This window comes from Sphingobacterium sp. NGMCC 1.201703 (genome assembly GCF_047784615.1).
Lineage (GTDB): Bacteria > Bacteroidota > Bacteroidia > Sphingobacteriales > Sphingobacteriaceae > Sphingobacterium.
The window spans coordinates 267,638-285,270 of the sequence record NZ_JBLOHD010000011.1; the positions used below are offsets into that span (position 1 = coordinate 267,638).

Below are 17,633 nucleotides of genomic sequence, written 5' to 3' on the forward strand. Positions count from 1 at the left end.
GGGATTTTTTTGAGCCTCTTATCGGGATCGAACCAATGACCTACTGATTACAAGTCAGTTGCTCTACCAGCTGAGCTAAAGAGGCTTTTTAAAGAAGTTTAATGAGTGTCACTCAAAGAGCCTCTTATCGGGATCGAACCAATGACCTACTGATTACAAGTCAGTTGCTCTACCAGCTGAGCTAAAGAGGCTTTTTAAAGAAGTTTAATGAGTGTCACTCAAAGAGCCTCTTATCGGGATCGAACCAATGACCTACTGATTACAAGTCAGTTGCTCTACCAGCTGAGCTAAAGAGGCTTTTACTTCTTTTCAATCTTAAAACGACCTCCGTTTTAAGATGCTGCAAATATCGAAAGCCTAAACCAAAAATGCAAGCCCTGCGCTATAATTTTTACCTGCTTTTAGGCCAATTATTTAAAAATCAACCGTATTATTTTTAAATAATGAAAATTTGTCATGATTCAATAAATATTAATGCCATTTTTTCCGAAATACCACGCAAAACCCGAATGGCATTTCAATTGTTATATCCATACATATCAACAAAACTTTAATTAAGCGATACAGAATGAACTTTAACAATTACACAATCAAGGCCCAAGAGGCAATACAAAAAGCTTCGGAGATAGCCGCTGGAAATCAGCAACAGGCCATCGAAACAGCACATATACTGAAAGCATTACTTACTGTAGATGAAAATGTTGTCAGTCACCTATTAAAGAAATTGAACGTCAACATCTCCTACCTTGGCACTGAGCTTGATAAACAGATCGAAAGCTTCCCCAAAGTGAGCGGAAGTAACATCTATCTGAGCAGCGATGCAAATAGCGCCTTACAAAAAGCGCAGGGATATCTCAAAGAATTTAACGACGAATTTGTATCCGTCGAGCATCTCCTATTGGGAATATTGGCAACATCAGACAAAACATCCTCCTTATTAAAGTCACAAGGGGTAACGGAAAAAGATCTAAAGACAGCCATTAAAGAATTACGGGGCAACAGCCGTGTCACCGACCAAAATGCGGAAGCAACTTACAATGCGCTAGGAAAATATGCCCGTAACTTAAATGAATATGCAGAATCTGGTAAATTAGACCCTGTTATCGGTCGTGACGAGGAGATCAGACGCGTGATGCAGATTCTATCTCGTCGTACCAAAAACAACCCCATACTTGTGGGTGAACCGGGAGTTGGTAAGACCGCTATAGCAGAGGGAATTGCCTATCGGATTATCAAAGGTGATGCGCCGGAAAATCTAAAGTCCAAGATTGTCTTTTCACTGGACATGGGAGCTTTGGTTGCCGGAGCGAAATACAAAGGTGAATTTGAAGAACGTTTGAAAGCTGTTGTCAAAGAAGTAACAGACTCTAATGGTGAGATTATCCTCTTTATCGATGAGATTCACACCTTGGTTGGTGCTGGAGGTGGTGAAGGCGCCATGGATGCCGCAAATATTCTGAAACCTGCACTGGCCAGAGGTGAGCTACGGGCCATTGGTGCAACCACACTCAATGAGTATCAGAAATACTTTGAAAAAGACAAAGCGCTGGAACGCAGATTCCAAAAGGTAATGGTCGAAGAACCGGACACACAGGATGCAATTTCCATCCTGCGGGGATTGAAAGAGCGTTATGAAACACATCATAAAGTACGTATCCTAGATGAGTCTATCATCGCAGCGGTAGAATTATCGCAACGTTATATCGCCGACCGTTTTCTACCGGATAAAGCAATTGACCTTATTGACGAGGCTGCATCCAAATTACGGCTGGAGATGGATTCTGTTCCAGAAGCCGTAGATGAGTTGGAACGCCGTATTATGCAATTGGAGATTGAACGCGAGGCACTGAAACGTGAAAATGATGACAAAAAGGTACAGGAACTTTCGGAAAGTATTGCCAACTTATCTGCAGAACGCGACAACTTAAGAGCTTCCTGGCAAGCGGAAAAAAGTTTAGTGGACAATGTGAACCAAGAAATTGAAAACATTGAAAACTACAAGCTTGAAGCCGAACAGGCCGAACGCTCCGGTGACTATGGCAAAGTAGCCGAATTGCGTTACGGACGAATCAAAGAAGCACAGGAAAAAGTAGAAAAGCTCAAAGCTGAACTGGCAGAAAAGCAAGAAAGCAAACGTATGCTGAAGGAAGAGGTCACATCCGAAGATATTGCTGATGTCGTTGCCAAATGGACTGGAATACCAGTGAGCAAGATGATTCAGTCTGAACGGGAAAAACTGTTGAACCTGGAAGAAGAACTTCACAAACGGGTGGCGGGTCAAAATGAGGCCATTGAAGCAATCTCTGATGCAATCCGACGCTCAAGGGCCGGATTGAATGATGCAAAGCGTCCAATTGGTTCCTTCATTTTCCTTGGTACAACCGGAGTCGGAAAAACCGAACTCGCAAAAGCGCTGGCTGAGTTTTTATTCGATGATGAACAGTCCATGGTGCGTATTGATATGTCCGAATATCAGGAAAGACATGCGGTATCCCGTTTGATTGGTGCGCCTCCGGGATATGTGGGTTATGATGAAGGTGGTCAGCTTACAGAAGCTGTACGCAGACATCCGTATTCGGTCGTATTACTGGACGAAATCGAAAAAGCCCATCCCGATGTATTTAATATTTTGCTACAGGTACTGGATGATGGCCACCTTACCGACAACAAAGGGCGTACAGTAAACTTTAAGAACACCATCATTATCATGACCTCCAATACGGGATCGCATATTATTCAGGAGAATTTTAGCCGTTTGGATGATGATAATAAAGAGGAGATCATTGCAAAGACCCGTACGGAAGTGTTTGACCTGCTCAAACAGTCTATCCGTCCGGAGTTTCTGAACCGTATCGATGAAGTTATTATGTTTACCCCTTTGAGCAGAGATGAAATCGGTGATATTGTACGACTTCAGTTTTCACATGTCCAAAAACAACTCGCCGAACAAAATATCTTTATCACGGCCTCAGATGAAGCAATGGATTGGCTGGCACAGCTCGGCTATGATCCGATCTATGGTGCCAGACCGTTGAAACGTGTCATTCAAAAACGTATTCTGAATGAGCTTTCCAAAGAAATTTTATCTGGCAAAGTCAGTCGCGATTCCATTATCCGGCTGGATGTATTCGATGGAAAATTTGTCTTTATCAATAAACAGGAAAATTAATCATATACTGTTTAATAAGCATAAAAGTCCCGCCAATCATGCGGGGCTTTTATTTTGCAGGCCATATTGCATCACCTTGCTATTATTTTAATACTCAATTCAAATTCGAAACCCCAACCGCTTTCAGCAATTTTTTCACATCGTCCTCTCCATCTAGATGCTGCAGCAAAGTTTTCGTTTTAGCATCATAAACATACAGTGAAGGATAATTACTGGGTTTAAATTTTTCAATAAACTGTGTTCCGGAATCAAATAAAAATTTCACATTGGCCGCATTCTTCAGTGCTTTGGCATGCATATTAATAAATCCGTCTACATAGGCTTTGTCGTTCATCGAGATAAAATACAAGCTTACATGTTTGAGCTTCTGCAAGTTCTGCGCGATTCCAGCCCCCATTTTCTGACAATGACCACAGCCCGGATCGTAAAAGTCCAACACAATATAACCTGTCTTGGGTAATTTGTCAGCATGGAATTTACCCGACTGATAGACCTCATCAAATGTAAATGCCGGAATTGTTTTGGGTGCCTGAGCAAACAAGGGTTGAAAAATAAAAGATGTGCAAACCAAAAATAGGGAACAGAGTAACTTCATGTTAAAGAATTTTAAACTGACAATGAATATTCAATTAATTATCATCAATAATACCTAAAAATGCGGCTCTATTCGTCAATATTTTATTTTTTTTACAAAAAATGCGTAAGTTTGGACTAATTTTTAAATCGATCAAATCTATTAATACTCATTAATCGTGAAAAAACGAATTGCCATTTTTGCTTCAGGTTCAGGGTCCAATGCTCAAAAAATAATGGAACATTTCAAATACTCAGATGAAGCTGAGGTTGCGCTGATCCTTTCCAACAATCCTGACGCTTACGTTATTCAGCGCGCTGACAATTTTGAAATCCCTGCCCATATATTTGATCGCAATGAATTTTACAACACGGATAATATCGTTAACATCCTTAAAAATCTGAATATCGACCTGATTGTCCTAGCCGGTTTCCTATGGCTTGTCCCAAACAATCTTTTAAAAGCCTATCCCAATCAGATCATCAATATCCACCCTGCGCTCCTTCCTAAATATGGAGGCAAAGGCATGTATGGCGATCATGTGCACAAAGCGGTGTTGGCCAACAAAGAAGAGGAACATGGTATTACCATCCATTTTGCCAATGAACACTTTGATGAAGGCGAGATTATTTATCAGGCAAAATTTAAGGTAGATGCCGATGACACCTTAGATATCATCAAGTTCAAAGGTCAGCAATTGGAACACCAACATTTCCCGAAAGTAATCGAGAACCTAATCAAGAAAATGTAAAAACAACATTTTTATTTAGAATTATTTTAAACAAATCGTAACTTTGCCCTATGAACGAAGTTATTGAATCCTTTGTGGAACAGTGTGAGAGCGAGGGCAAAGCAAGCCCATTTCAATTCAGAAGTGCCGCGATGAACCCATTTTCTGATTTTTCCTGCGTTTGTTTCAAAAAATGCTGTAAAAAATACAAAGAAGGGAAACGTTGCAAAAAGTGCCCCGGACGAAAAAAATAGTTTCTGTCGACCATCTCGCTTTACTCTTCGAGATAATTCAGATCCCTGTCAAAGCTTTCTTCGAGCTGCGACAAAGAATACATCGCAATACCAGAAAGCAACAAGATCATCGTAATTGCCGCCGTGACGATACCAAAAGAATCGACTAAAAGCCCATAAACCATGGTGGACGGTATTAGGGCGCCCCGGACAAAATTAGGTGCTGTTGTAGCCACAGTTGCCCGAAGATTGGTACCAAATTGTTCCGCTGAAATTGTCACAAATGTAGCCCAATACCCTACTCCTAATCCCATAATAAAAGCTAAAATTAAAAATCTGTCGGCCGTAATTCCAGTACTCAAAAGATACCATAGTGAACTACCGATAATAATCAGCTGACAGATAAAAACTACCTTTTTCCGAGATTTTAACAGCTGTGCAAAGACACCCGCCAGCACATCCCCAATGGAAATTCCGATATAAGCAAACATCACCCCTTTCCCGGCACTTAGGGTTTCGGACGCACCCAACGCTTTCCCGATTTCCGGGGCCTGTGTCACCAATACCCCAACAACAAACCAGATTGGCAAACCAATACAGAGGCAATTAATATAACGTTTCAATCGACCTTTATTAGTAAAAAGCATCCTAAAATCACCTTTTGGGACATCCTTTTTATCCTGCTCTTTAAAAAGACCCGATTCAAAGGAACCGACACGTAAAAGCAACAACAATAAGCCCATTCCACCACCGACAAAATAGGCTGTACGCCAATTGAATTCCTCAGAAACGAAATAGGCAAGAATAGCCCCCAATACCCCTACACTAGCAACCAACATCGTGCCGTAGCCGCGCTTTGATTTATGCATACTTTCTGAAACCAAAGTGATCCCCGCGCCCAATTCGCCAGCCAATCCGATGCCAGCTATAAAACGGATAATCCCATATTGCCACACATCCTGCACAAAGCCATTGGCAATATTCGCCAAAGAATAAAGAAGAATAGAACCGAACAGGACTTTTAAGCGCCCGTATTTATCACCGATAATCCCCCAGATAATTCCTCCCAGCAATAAGCCTCCCATTTGCATGTTCAGGACAAACTCACCTTTTACCCGCATCTGCTCTACCGGTACACCAATATCTGTAAAGGATTGAATACGGACAATAGAGAAAATAATAAGGTCGTAGATATCGACAAAATATCCCAGTGAAGCTATTGTCACCAATAACCATATTTTTTTGTTTTCGGTCTGCTTATCTTTTAATGTTGACATTTTAGGTTTTTTGATGCCATAAAAATACCACAGTGAATGAATAAAACCAAGATTTCGGAAAATAATCCCGCACATTGTTCTATTTTTGTATCATGAGATACAGTCCACGTGCATTAACATGGCTATTGCGCTTTTACCCACCTTTTCTATTTCAGGGAATCTGGGTCAAAAAGATCAGCCCAGGCTTCAAAGGAGCTGAGGTAAAAATTTACAAAACCCCATTCAATATCAATACCAACAAAACCTTGTTTGGCGGTACAATCTTCGCTGCCGCTGATCCCATATTTCCAATACTGATTGATCAATACCTTCAAAAAGCAGGTTTTAAAAAGACTGTTGCCTGGCTCAAATCATCCCGGATTGATTTTAAGAAACCGGGAAAGACCAGTTTGGGCTATGCCGTTCAGCTTTCAGACGAGTTGTTGGCTGAATGTACCCAGAATATCCGTACGAAAGGTAAAATTGTCAAAAACCTAAGTCTGGAAATAAAAGATAAAAATGACGAACTATGTGCTGTAGTGCATTGCGAAACCTACATTCGTGACCTGAATTTTACATTCCCGGATAGAAATCGAAAGGTTGAGCAATAAGAAATTGATATCTTTGTCCAATTACCAAAAAATAGAAACATGAACAAAATCGCTTTCATGGCTATCGCATCCTTGGCAATAGCGGCATGTGGAACCACTGGCACAAACAATGTAAAAGTTTTACAAGATTCAACAATCAAAATCCATGATGAAATCATGCCCCAGATCGCTCATTTTGACCGCGATGCTGTTAAAATAGACTCTATCTTAAATAATCTAAAATCACTTAAAGCGGCTAAGGCGGACCTGGACACCATAGCTACAAAAAAAGAACTTGGTATTTTAAAAGCCAATCTGGAAAGTGCGACAGACCATATGATGGACTGGATGAAAGAATACAAACCCGACAGCACCGATATTAAGTATTTTGAAGCTGAACTGCAAAAAGTATCGGATATGAAGAAAATATTTGATGCTGTTTCCAAAGAAAGCCAAGATAAATTAAAGAATTTCTAGGCAACTTTGCTACACTTAACTGCCAAACAGCAGGACAGAAAGGCCGAAAGGCAAATTCATAATGAAAGAATAGAAACAGATGAAATCTATAATCAAATTTTGTTGTGCAACGGGCGTATTGCTTGGTTTATTTTCTTGTAAAAACACAAGTCAGTCGAATTTGCCAATTTATGGCGAACGGGAAGCCGTTGAAAAAACAGTGGATGGAAAACAAGTGATAGATACTGTTTATCACACCATACCGGCATTTAAGTTTTTGAATCAGGATAGTGTAATGATCTCGGAAAAGAATTTCGAAGGAAAAGTATATATTGCAAATTTCTTTTTTACGCATTGTCCGAGCATTTGCCCAACAATGAACCGTAATTTACTCAAAATCTATACCCAATATAAGGACAACGATGCTGTTCGCTTTTTGTCCCATAGCATAGATTTTAAATATGATCAGCCCTACGTATTGAAAGATTATGCAAATAAGCTGGGCGTGAGCAATGATCATTGGCAGTTTGTTTCAGGCACAAAAGCCGATATATACGGTATTGCCAACCAATATCTTGTGTATACGGCCGAAGATAAGAATGCCCCCGGAGGTTATGATCACCAAGGTTACCTTGTCTTGATTGACAAGGACAAACGCATCCGTGGCGCTTATGATGGTACGAATGATGAGCAGGTAAAAAAACTAATGGCGGACCTACCAAAGCTACTGAACGAAGCTAAAAACTAATATGCGTACCCTCTTAACGACCTGTTTTATTATTGGCTGCCTATTATTGGCTTTGATCGGCTGTCAAAACGAAATTGATATTCGGACAGCACAATATACCGTAAATGGTCAAAAAGTATATATAACACATTGTCAGAATTGTCATGGCGAAAAAGGAGAAGGATTAGGAAACCTCTACCCTCCACTCACGGACACCAAGTTTTTGAAAGACAATCAGCAAAATCTTGCCTGTATTGTTAAATATGGAACAACAGGAGAACTCGAAGTTGCAGGCAAGAAATTCAATAATACCATGCCGGCTTCAAATCTTTCGGCAGTTGATATCGCTTATGTACTGACCTATATCAACACCAAAATCAACAAGGGCAAAGAAATATTTCCCCTCGATGAAGTGGAAAAACAATTAAGAAATTGTCAATAAAAATAAAGGAACTTCTATCAAGTTCCTTTATTTTTTTGTCCTCCATTGCGGGGAACACAGGCGAAATTCGGCCAACAAAAAAATAATCTTCCAAAGCCAAAACAATTTATATCTTTTTTCCTTATTCTATTATTCTCCAATAAGTTTGGTATTTATTGATTTATAACAATAATTTGACAGTTTAACTTCAAATTAATCACTAATTTTGCAACCGAATGAACGTTCGATTGATGCACACAAATGAAAAAATTGCAGCTGTCTTTGCTGCCACACTTAAACTGATACACAGCAACGGTTTCCACGGGACACCAATGAGTAAAATTGCGCAGGAATCCGATGTAGCAATAGGAACTATCTACCACTATTTTCCTTCTAAAGATGAGCTGATCTTTGCCCTATTCAAACACTGCCGCTCTCTATTGAACGATTTTGTTTTTAATGGCATGGCAGAGGACTTGGACTACAGGGCTTCTTTTGTTCATGTCTGGCGCAACTTCGTCAAGTTTTATCTGGAGAACGAAACGATCTTCAGTTTTTTTGAACAGTTTTTTTCTTCCCCATATCATGAAAAGAATAAAGCTGAAATACAAGAGCCTGTCGGTGGACAAAATAAAGTATTGGACTTTTTACAAGCAGGCATTGACCAAAAAATTCTAAAGCAGGTCGATGTTCATCTTTTAGTAGCAAGTTATATCGGCGTAGCCTTAGCAACAGTTCATAGTATCAAATTCAAAGGTCTCCAATTTTCTGAACAGAATATTGAGGATTTGACCGGAATTATTTGGGATGGAGCTATTAATAGAGAAAAAAATAATTAATTACATATATGAAGTTTAATAAAATCGTTTATTCCTTGGCGGCCCTGTCGCTTTTGAGTAATACAGGATTTGCACAACAGCAATCTGAAAACTTGCCGGCAAATGCAACACTTCAGCAGCTGATTGATTACGCCTTACGTAATCAAATCTCTGTAAAACAAGCGCAATTGGATGAGGCCATCGGCGAAAAGGATATCGACATCTCCCTTTCAGGTTGGTATCCCCAATTAGGTTTGAAAGGAAGCTACAACTATAATGTGATTGTCCCTGTGGTCAATATCGGTGGAAACAATATCAAAATGGGGCAGAATAATGCCAGTGCATTGACACTACAAGCTGACCAGCAACTGTTGAATCCTGAATTAATACAGGCAAGAAAGGCTGCGTCATTGATTAGACTGGGTAACAAACAAAATACCGAAAGCAAAAAAATCGATGCAGTTGTAGAGGTCAGTAAAGCATATTATGATATCCTCACCTCAGAAGAGCAGATAAAAATTGTTCGGGAAAACATTGCCAGGCTCCAAAAACAACTGAAAGACGCAAAATCACAGTATGAGGTCGGAATAGTAGACAAAACGGATTATAAAAGGGCACAGATCGCTTTGGCCAATTCCAACGCCGACGAAAAACGCACTGTTGAATTGCGAAAATATAAGTATGAATATCTAAAACAATTGCTAGCCTTAGATAAAGGCCAAAATCTAACACTGTCTTTCGGTAACAGCAATATGGAGTCTGAAATTCTATTGGATACCACAGCTGCAGTAAGTGTTTCCAATCGGATCGAATTCCAACAATTGGAAACATCCAAAAAGATTCAGCAATTGAATACGCAATACTTTAAATGGACCTATTTACCCAGTGTAAGTGCCTTCTATAACTATGCATTCAATTATCGGAATGATAAATTCAGTAAACTCTATAGCGACAATTTCCCTGGATCTGTTGCAGGACTAAATCTTTCTTTTTCTATTTTCGACGGATTTAAACGAAAAAAACAAGTCAGTAAATCGAGATTACTGGAAGAGCGGATTGACTGGGATATCAAGAATTTGGAAAATATGATCAATACCGAATATTCCTTGGCAAAAGCAGCTTATAATGCCAATTTAAACGATTGGAAAACGGCAAAAGAGAATGTGGAATTATCCAAAGAGGTGTATGAAACGATCAAATTGCAATACGATGAAGGAATTACAAAATACCTGGATTTAATGACGGCAGAAAACGATCTGAAAATAACACAGTTCAATTATCTGAACGCCCTCTATGCGCTCTTGTCAAGTAAACTGGACGTTCAAAAAGCAGTTGGGGCGATCCAAACTAATTAATCAATTCAAACGGAAACTAATACAAATCATGAATAAAAGACAATTATTATTCGCTTTCTTCCTTGGGACGGCTTTAGTATGGACCTCTTGTGGAAATAAAGATGCAAAAAAGCAAGGTGCAGCACAGGCTCAGGCTGAGAAGGTTGTACCCGTTACCTTTGGCACAGCATCACATGAGATTGTAACGGGAACAATTAGTTACCCTTCAACAGTCAAACCGTTGAACGAAGCAGACCTATTTGCAGAAGTAAGCGGTTATATTACCAAAATATATGTTTCAGACGGTGCTGTGGTCTCTAAAGGTCAAGCCTTATACGAAATTGATGGAACACGTTATAATGCAGCAGTACAACAGGCCAAAGCAAGCTTACAAATTGCACAGACTGACCTCGACCGTCAAAAAAGAGATTTGGCCCGTTATCAAGTATTGGCTGACAAGGACGCGATCGCAAAGCAGGTGTATGACAATGCGGTATCCGCTGTAGCTGCTTCACAGGCGCAGGTAGAGTCTGCACGCGCGGCATTGGTGACAGCAAATACCAATTTGTCCCGTTCCACAATTCGCGCACCATTCTCCGGAACTGTCGGTATATCACAAGTACGTCTAGGTGCCTTGGTCAATCCAGGATCTACCCTATTGAACACCCTATCTTCGACGAGCCCGATCGCCATTGAGTTTCAGGTCAACGAAAAAGATATCAGCAAATTTGTTCAAATGCAAAGCAATCGTTCTTCGTCGGACCTTTCGCTCCTATTACCGGATGGTACTACCTATGAAGGCAAAGGAAGCATAACGACCATTGACCGTGCGGTTGACCCAGCGACAGGGACAATTAAAGTACGGGCTACGTTCCCGAATAACGCCAATGCGTTAAGAGCGGGTATGAATATCACCATGAATGTCTCGACAACTTCACCAACAGAGGAAATCGTTGTTCCTTATAAAGCCGTCTTCGAGCAATTGGGTGTATTCAATTTATATGCCGTTAACGATAGCAGCAAAGCTGAAATCCGTCAGGTAAAATTAGGCATTAAAGCCGGCGATAAAATCGTTATTAAAGAGGGCGTCAAAGACGGTGAAAAAATCATTGTTGATGGTGCCATGAATGTCCAGAATGGTGTTAAAGTCGTCGACGCTGCCACCGCCGCCCAACAGGCTGCACAGGGAGCGCCGAAAGGAAAATAACAGCATTAATTTTTTAAAGAGAATCTAAAAGATATAGCATGATTTCAGAAGTATTTATTAAGAGGCCAGTTACCGCAATTGTTATTTCGATATTGATTTCAATTATCGGGATCATTGCAGTATCTACGTTGCCAATTAGCCAGTATCCTTCTATTGCACCGCCAACTGTTACAGTTACAGCAAACTATACAGGAGCAGATGCACAGACGGTTGAGCAAACCGTGACGACTCTTATTGAGAGTCAGATCAATGGTACACCAGGCATGATTTATATGTCGTCCAATAGTACTTCAAATGGTCAAGCAACAATTACTGTGACATTTGAAGTAGGAACGGATATCGATATAGCAACCTTAGACGTACAAAACCGCGTAGGAATTGCGGAACCAGCCCTTCCTGAAGCGGTAAGACGTTTAGGAATTACAACCCGTAAAGCCAATAACGATATCTTGATGTTGGTTGCTTTAACTTCACCAAAAGGAACAAGAAGTGAAAATTTCTTGGCAAATTACAACAACTTATACGTTAAAGATGCATTGTTACGTGTTAAAGGCGTCGGTGATGTAACCGCTTTTGGGCAACCCTTCTCCATGCGTGTATGGCTAGATGCAAACAAATTAGCCAATCTGAGCATGACTCCTGCCGATGTATCCACAGCAATTGCAGAACAAAACTCCCGCATACCCGGCGGTAGCGTTGGTGGACGTCCACAAGAGTCCTCGACGGTATTTGAATATCCCGTCATTACCGATAGTGACCTTTCTAATCCCGAGGACTTTGAAAACATCGTTGTAAAAACTAACAGAGATGGATCTATCGTACTTTTAAAGGATGTTGCTCGTGTTGAATTGGGTCAATTCAATTATGGTACATCGTCTACCGTAAATGGCATGACATCGTCTGCAATGATGATCAATCAGACCCCGGGCGGAAATGCCGTAGAATCTGCAAAAGGTATTGTCGATGCTTTGGAAAAATTAAAGAAATCTTTTCCAACCGATGTAGATTATACGATCAGTTACGAGACGGTGTCGGTTGTAAATGCCTCTATTTCTTCGGTTATCCACACCTTGGTTGAAGCATTGATATTAGTAACAGTGGTGGTATTTTTCTTCCTTCAAAGCTGGCGGGCAACATTAATCCCTGTACTGGCTATCCCCGTATCCATCATCGGTACCTTCATCTTCTTCCTGATGTTTGGCTTTTCGGTCAACAACCTGACCATGCTTGCCTTTGTATTGGCCATTGGTATTGTGGTGGATGATGCCATCGTTGTGGTGGAAGCTGTCCAGCACTATATCGACCATTATAAACTGGATGCGAAAGAAGCAACACGTCGTGCCATGGGCGATATCACCGCTCCGGTTATTGCAATTGCATTAATCTTGGCTGCCGTATTTGTTCCCGTTGGTTTTATCCCTGGGATGGTCGGTAAATTGTATCAACAGTTTGCAATCACCATTGCGGTGTCGGTTATGTTGTCTGCATTTATTGCACTTTCTTTAACCCCGGCATTATGTTCGATTTTATTAAAGCCGACAGCAGTACATGAAGGCGCTAAAGGTTTGAATAAATTTTTCTACAAATTTAATATTTGGTTTGAAAAGGTGACCATCAGATACTCGAATGGTGTAAAACAGGCCATCAAAAAAGCACCACTTGTATTGATCATTCTGTTATGTATTTTTATCGGAACAGGCTGGATGTTTACAACCAAACCAACAGGATTTATTCCTTCTGAAGATGGTGGTGCATTTTTTGCAGGGATAACTTTACCAGAGGGTTCTTCCTCTGCGCGTACAAATGAAGTTCTTAAAGAGATTGAGGCCGATCTACATAAGACGTTTCCCGAAATCAAGTATGTTACCGCAATTTCAGGTATCAATATCCTGAACCGCGCATTTAAATCCAATGGCGCAACAGTGTTCGTTTCTCTTAAACCTTGGGAAACCCGTACACGCACAGCAAACGATATCGCTGGTATGATTATGGGCAAATACCAGGGCTATACCAAAGCAAGAGTATTGGCGGTAACGCCACCGGCAATCCCAGGTCTAGGTACATCTGGAGGTTTCTCGTTGCAGGTACAGGATTTACAGACTGTAAATATCAAAGATTTCGAAGCGACAGTCGGCAAATTCTTGATGGCTGCCAATCAACGTCCAGAAATTGGAATGGCTTATACCCTGTTTAACACCAACTCTCCAAACTACAAATTGGAAGTAAACCGTGAACAGGCAAAACGTATGGGCGTGCCTATCTCAAGTATTTATTCGACAATATCATCCTATTTGGGTAGTAGCTATGTGAATGATTTTACGAAATATGGTCGTAGTTACCGCGTCGTGACACAAGCTGATATTCCATACCGCATGAATATTGAAGACATCAACAAACTGTATGTCAACAATGTTTCAGGAAACCCTGTACCTATGGGTACCCTGGTCAAGTATGAATTGATGACTATGCCTTCAATCATCAACCACTACAATATCTTTAGAAGTGTCGAGATCAATGGTAGTTCTGCCCCGGGTTATTCTTCCGGAGATGCATTGAAAGCCTTGCAAGAAGTTGCTACACAAACATTGCCTGAAGGATTTGACTATCAGTTTTCCGGTCTTTCATTGCAAGAAATGCAGTCCGGATCAAAGACTGTCCAGATCTTTGCGCTATGTATCTTATTTGTATTCTTGCTGTTGGCAGCATTGTACGAAAGCTGGTCGGTACCATTCTCGATCCTGCTATCCGTTCCGTTAGGGGTATTTGGAGCAATCCTGACCTTAACTTTGATACCATCTTTGGATAATAATATTTATGCACAGATCGGTTTGGTCACCATCATTGGTCTTGCCGCCAAGAATGCGATCCTGATTGTGGAATTCGCCAAAGAGCGGGTTGATATCGGGATGAATCTCTATGAGGCAACGTTAGATGCTGTAAAATTGCGTTTGCGTCCGATTATCATGACCTCTTTTGCCTTCATCCTGGGTATTATTCCACTGATGCTATCACACGGTGCCGGCGCCATTTCCCGCCAGACAATCGGCTGGACGGTATTCGGTGGTATGACCGCAGCAACACTTTTGGCCATCTTTATCGTTCCGGTTCTATTCGTTGTGATCACACGAATGGCTTATGGTAAGAAAAAATTGGCTGAATTGGAAGCTAATTTTGATGAAGAAAAAGCGAAGAACTTAAGTGCACATTAAGCTAATAAGCAATTGTTATAGATGCTAAAAGCATCTTGTATTTCATACGACGCCTTTCCTTCTGACCAAGGAAAGGCGTCTTGTTTTTTGTGCTTCCAATTATAATTTTTAATTTTACCACACACTATTAAATAGCTATGTCACCTGAATCACAACGTAAATTTGAACAGTTAAACCTTCTTGCCGAGCCCTATGACGCCTTATTATTTGATGTCGATGGCACATTAGCCGACAACATGGATGCCCATAAACAAGCCTATAAAGCCGCTGCCAAACACTATGGCATTGAGCTGGATGTTAATCTTATCGATGAAACAGCCGGTTGGCCGACAGTTGCTGTAGCCGAGGAAATCAGTAAACGCTATGAAGTGGACTTTGACTATCAGGAGTTCTCCACACTAAAGTCTACCATATTTCGGGATGAATATGTCTTTAAAACAAAACCTGTAGACTATGTTGTCGAACATTTAAAATATCAAAAAGGTAAAAAACATATTGCCGCTGTATCAGGTGGTACAAGAACTACCTTGTCGATGACCCTAAATACAATTGGTGTATGGGATGACCTGGAAACACTGGTTTGTGCCGGTGATACACCGGAAGGAAAGCCCTCACCACAACCATTCCTACTGGCTGCTTCACAGTTAAACATTGCGCCCGAAAAATGCCTGGTCTACGAAGACGGGATTCCCGGAGTTGAAGGTGCTAAGGCTGCTGGAATGGGCTGGGTGCGTGTAGATGAACTATAAACAAGTTAAACAACGAACAATATAAAAAGCCCACGAATAGAAAATTCGTGGGCTTTTTATATTGATGTGCCCTCCTTTTTCGGCCGTAGCAGCAGAAAGGCTCCATTCCTACTATCTGGGATAATTTTTTGTTAGAAGCTGGTGATAATTTTCACCCCGCCGTTACTATAATTCAGGTCCGACGATCTTAAGCCACCGACCGGAATTTTATAATAGGGTTCCACAGAGATGGAAAGCTTCCCAACTTTCTGTTTTCGTCCGACCGAAAAATTCACAAAACCATTCACACCTTTATCATCCACATTTTTCTCCGTGGATTTTTGCTTATACTCCGTATTATTGGTTTCATAAATGGTTGCACGTTCCTGATCCAATACACCAACATAAGAAACCCCAACAGAAGTATAAAAATTCTTGTTGATCGCATAACGTACATCAACAGGAATATCCACCGTTAAGATTTTACCCGAGACACGTTCGTTGCTTTTGGCTTCCTTTGCATCGGCTAAACCCTTCGCAAAAGCATTGCTCAAACCACTGGGTTGCGAAAGATAACTTGGTGCATTCATTTCAAAAGAATTGGAAGCCATGGCCGGTGTAATAGGTGTATTACCCGAAACAGCACCATAATGTTGGATGGAAGCCCCTGATCGAATACTGATCTTGCTTGAAACATTATAGGCCAGGGCAACTCCCCCGCCAAGCGTGATACTTTCAGACGTGGAAGCCGGAGACACAAATGCGCCCATTTCCCATTTTCTATCATGGTCATCGTTGGATTTCACCATCACACTCCCCTTCCTATTTCCCTGTTGTCCAGCATATAGCGCGGCAAGACGTGCAGCTTCACGCTGGGTCTGTGTAGAAGAAACCGTAGTATTTGAGTTCGCTGATGTCACATTTGAATGCGTTGGCGTGGCAGCCTGAGTCCCTGTCGTGATATCTGCCGAAGCAGGCGCTGTAGGATCATCCAGATTGATCTGTGCGCATAATGTGCTATTTCGCAGCTGCATGGTCTGCCCACTCAAAGCGGCGAAACTATTTGATACATTGATCTTGTTTCCACGCACTGCCTTTCCACCAAATAAGACAAACTGTTGTTCTCGCTCGTTATCGGCAGGTTGGCTTTCCACTTTCGAATAAGTAAATGGTCTATCCCGCAATAGCTCTTGTGCACTTAGCCCCTGCTCTCCAGTGACAGCAGACAATGAGCGTTGAATAGATTCTTTTAAATCTTTATTATCGGCGAGAACCTCGCTATTTTTATCATTTTGTGTTAAAACTGCAGAAGACGGAGCTACCGAAGAATTATTTTTCAAACCCCAATACCCCACACCAAAACATAAAAGTACAGCGGCTGCCGCACTCCAATATTTCCAGGCGGAAGAAGGCGGCGCTGCTACCCCATGCTTTGATGCAAACTTTTCCCAGGAGCCTTCCCGATATGGTAGCTCATGGTCTTTTAATTGCCCAATGATTTCTTCTATCAATTCTTTTTTCTTATTGCCTTCCATTGTAACAACAATATTTATCTTATTTCCTGAACGACACCTGTATAGTCCAGGTATAATTTTCTCAGTTTTTGTTTTGCCCTCGTTAGATAAGTACGCGAAGTACTATCCGGTATATTTAGCATCTGGGCAATTTCATCATGTGAATACCCTTCTATTTCATAGAGATTAAAAATAGTTTTTTGAATTTCCGGAAGCTGATCCAACAGGCTCAGGATTTCATTCACCTCTAACCGGCTTTCCAATTGAACCGACGGCGTATGCATATCCCCTTCCGCCATATCCTCAACAGAATACAATTGTTTTTTACCCCTCAAAAAATCAATAGAGATATTGGCAGCGATTCGACCGATCCAGGCCCTAAATGATTTTTCGAGGTTCTCCGCATCGATATCCATATTGAAGGATTCCAATTTTCGAAAAATCCGGACAAAGCTCTCATTCACAAGCTCCTCCGCATCCACATCTTGTTTGACATAACGGATAATGATTGCCATGAGATAGCCATAATATTTTTTATAGACGAAAGCCTTTCCGTCCTCACGGTTTCGCAAGCAACGCTCCAGGGCATCATGTAAAGATGATAGCTTCTTGTTATAAAAATATGACTGAATAATTCCCACTTAAACTATTTAAATATTAAGCTTCA

General features: G+C 41.0%; 15 protein-coding genes and 3 tRNA genes. 11 read left to right on the plus strand and 7 right to left on the minus strand.

Annotated features, from left to right (window positions below; translation table 11 throughout):
• Positions 1 to 12 precede the first annotated feature (12 nt).
• From ACK8HY_RS21350 to ACK8HY_RS21360, 3 genes are all read right to left on the minus strand, one after another.
• Positions 13 to 85 (minus strand) — tRNA-Thr (locus ACK8HY_RS21350).
• A gap of 33 nt (positions 86 to 118) precedes the next feature.
• Positions 119 to 191, minus strand: a tRNA-Thr gene (locus ACK8HY_RS21355).
• Between the two features lie 33 nt (positions 192 to 224).
• A tRNA-Thr gene (locus ACK8HY_RS21360) sits at positions 225 to 297 on the minus strand.
• 271 nt (positions 298 to 568) lie between these two features.
• On the opposite strand from ACK8HY_RS21360, the gene clpB reads away from it, so the two are divergent.
• Entirely contained in the window at positions 569 to 3,169 is a 2,601-nt protein-coding gene (gene clpB / locus ACK8HY_RS21365; protein WP_077434194.1) for an ATP-dependent chaperone ClpB, read from the plus strand.
• A 94-nt stretch (positions 3,170 to 3,263) separates the two neighbouring features.
• Here the strand turns inward: clpB and ACK8HY_RS21370 are convergent, their stop codons facing one another.
• Complete coding sequence (locus ACK8HY_RS21370; protein WP_416134754.1) at positions 3,264 to 3,764, minus strand: peroxiredoxin family protein; 501 nt, start codon at positions 3,762 to 3,764, stop codon at positions 3,264 to 3,266.
• Between the two features lie 157 nt (positions 3,765 to 3,921).
• Between ACK8HY_RS21370 and purN the strand changes: the two genes are divergently transcribed.
• Positions 3,922 to 4,494 (plus strand): phosphoribosylglycinamide formyltransferase, encoded by a 573-nt coding sequence (purN, locus tag ACK8HY_RS21375; protein WP_077434198.1) that lies wholly within the window; start codon positions 3,922 to 3,924, stop codon positions 4,492 to 4,494.
• Between the two features lie 253 nt (positions 4,495 to 4,747).
• Here purN and ACK8HY_RS21380 read toward each other — a convergent pair whose 3' ends face one another.
• On the minus strand, positions 4,748 to 5,983 hold the full coding sequence (locus tag ACK8HY_RS21380) for an MFS transporter (RefSeq protein WP_416134755.1): 1,236 nt from the start codon (positions 5,981 to 5,983) through the stop codon (positions 4,748 to 4,750).
• A gap of 92 nt (positions 5,984 to 6,075) precedes the next feature.
• Between ACK8HY_RS21380 and ACK8HY_RS21385 the strand changes: the two genes are divergently transcribed.
• From ACK8HY_RS21385 to ACK8HY_RS21425, 9 genes are all read left to right on the plus strand, one after another.
• Positions 6,076 to 6,573: a PaaI family thioesterase gene (locus tag ACK8HY_RS21385; protein ID WP_077434204.1), complete on the plus strand. Its 498-nt coding sequence runs from the start codon at positions 6,076 to 6,078 to the stop codon at positions 6,571 to 6,573.
• Positions 6,574 to 6,612: 39 nt separating this feature from the next.
• A complete protein-coding gene (locus ACK8HY_RS21390) occupies positions 6,613 to 7,029 on the plus strand; it encodes a hypothetical protein (protein ID WP_077434206.1) in 417 nt (138 codons plus the stop codon).
• 79 nt (positions 7,030 to 7,108) lie between these two features.
• Entirely contained in the window at positions 7,109 to 7,756 is a 648-nt protein-coding gene (locus ACK8HY_RS21395) for an SCO family protein (RefSeq protein ID WP_416134756.1), read from the plus strand.
• Position 7,757: 1 nt separating this feature from the next.
• Positions 7,758 to 8,177, plus strand: coding sequence for a c-type cytochrome (locus ACK8HY_RS21400; RefSeq protein WP_416134757.1), 420 nt, complete (start codon positions 7,758 to 7,760; stop codon positions 8,175 to 8,177).
• A gap of 230 nt (positions 8,178 to 8,407) precedes the next feature.
• Positions 8,408 to 8,995, plus strand: coding sequence for a TetR/AcrR family transcriptional regulator (locus ACK8HY_RS21405; protein ID WP_416134758.1), 588 nt, complete (start codon positions 8,408 to 8,410; stop codon positions 8,993 to 8,995).
• An 8-nt stretch (positions 8,996 to 9,003) separates the two neighbouring features.
• Positions 9,004 to 10,329 (plus strand): TolC family protein, encoded by a 1,326-nt coding sequence (locus ACK8HY_RS21410; protein ID WP_077434214.1) that lies wholly within the window; start codon positions 9,004 to 9,006, stop codon positions 10,327 to 10,329.
• Between the two features lie 28 nt (positions 10,330 to 10,357).
• Positions 10,358 to 11,515 carry an efflux RND transporter periplasmic adaptor subunit gene (locus tag ACK8HY_RS21415; RefSeq protein WP_416134759.1) on the plus strand — a complete coding sequence of 386 codons (1,158 nt, stop codon included), beginning with the start codon at positions 10,358 to 10,360 and terminating at the stop codon, positions 11,513 to 11,515.
• 38 nt (positions 11,516 to 11,553) lie between these two features.
• Positions 11,554 to 14,724, plus strand: coding sequence for an efflux RND transporter permease subunit (locus ACK8HY_RS21420; RefSeq protein WP_416134760.1), 3,171 nt, complete (start codon positions 11,554 to 11,556; stop codon positions 14,722 to 14,724).
• A 137-nt stretch (positions 14,725 to 14,861) separates the two neighbouring features.
• Entirely contained in the window at positions 14,862 to 15,473 is a 612-nt protein-coding gene (locus ACK8HY_RS21425; RefSeq protein ID WP_416134761.1) for an HAD family hydrolase, read from the plus strand.
• Between the two features lie 131 nt (positions 15,474 to 15,604).
• Here ACK8HY_RS21425 and ACK8HY_RS21430 read toward each other — a convergent pair whose 3' ends face one another.
• Both ACK8HY_RS21430 and ACK8HY_RS21435 read right to left on the minus strand, forming a co-directional pair.
• Positions 15,605 to 16,987 (minus strand): hypothetical protein, encoded by a 1,383-nt coding sequence (locus tag ACK8HY_RS21430; protein WP_416134762.1) that lies wholly within the window; start codon positions 16,985 to 16,987, stop codon positions 15,605 to 15,607.
• A 14-nt stretch (positions 16,988 to 17,001) separates the two neighbouring features.
• A complete protein-coding gene (locus ACK8HY_RS21435; protein WP_077434224.1) occupies positions 17,002 to 17,607 on the minus strand; it encodes an RNA polymerase sigma factor in 606 nt (201 codons plus the stop codon).
• Positions 17,608 to 17,633 lie beyond the last annotated feature (26 nt).

What these genes read in the sequence shown, in the direction of transcription:
- clpB (WP_077434194.1), top strand. Translation starts at nt 569, where the DNA reads ATGAACTTTAACAATTACACAATCAAGGCCCAAGAGGCAATACAAAAA.
- ACK8HY_RS21370 (WP_416134754.1), bottom strand. Translation starts at nt 3,764, where the DNA reads ATGAAGTTACTCTGTTCCCTATTTTTGGTTTGCACATCTTTTATTTTT.
- ACK8HY_RS21380 (WP_416134755.1), bottom strand. Translation starts at nt 5,983, where the DNA reads ATGTCAACATTAAAAGATAAGCAGACCGAAAACAAAAAAATATGGTTA.
- ACK8HY_RS21385 (WP_077434204.1), top strand. Translation starts at nt 6,076, where the DNA reads ATGAGATACAGTCCACGTGCATTAACATGGCTATTGCGCTTTTACCCA.
- ACK8HY_RS21390 (WP_077434206.1), top strand. Translation starts at nt 6,613, where the DNA reads ATGAACAAAATCGCTTTCATGGCTATCGCATCCTTGGCAATAGCGGCA.
- ACK8HY_RS21395 (WP_416134756.1), top strand. Translation starts at nt 7,109, where the DNA reads ATGAAATCTATAATCAAATTTTGTTGTGCAACGGGCGTATTGCTTGGT.
- ACK8HY_RS21400 (WP_416134757.1), top strand. Translation starts at nt 7,758, where the DNA reads ATGCGTACCCTCTTAACGACCTGTTTTATTATTGGCTGCCTATTATTG.
- ACK8HY_RS21405 (WP_416134758.1), top strand. Translation starts at nt 8,408, where the DNA reads ATGCACACAAATGAAAAAATTGCAGCTGTCTTTGCTGCCACACTTAAA.
- ACK8HY_RS21410 (WP_077434214.1), top strand. Translation starts at nt 9,004, where the DNA reads ATGAAGTTTAATAAAATCGTTTATTCCTTGGCGGCCCTGTCGCTTTTG.
- ACK8HY_RS21415 (WP_416134759.1), top strand. Translation starts at nt 10,358, where the DNA reads ATGAATAAAAGACAATTATTATTCGCTTTCTTCCTTGGGACGGCTTTA.
- ACK8HY_RS21420 (WP_416134760.1), top strand. Translation starts at nt 11,554, where the DNA reads ATGATTTCAGAAGTATTTATTAAGAGGCCAGTTACCGCAATTGTTATT.
- ACK8HY_RS21425 (WP_416134761.1), top strand. Translation starts at nt 14,862, where the DNA reads ATGTCACCTGAATCACAACGTAAATTTGAACAGTTAAACCTTCTTGCC.
- ACK8HY_RS21430 (WP_416134762.1), bottom strand. Translation starts at nt 16,987, where the DNA reads ATGGAAGGCAATAAGAAAAAAGAATTGATAGAAGAAATCATTGGGCAA.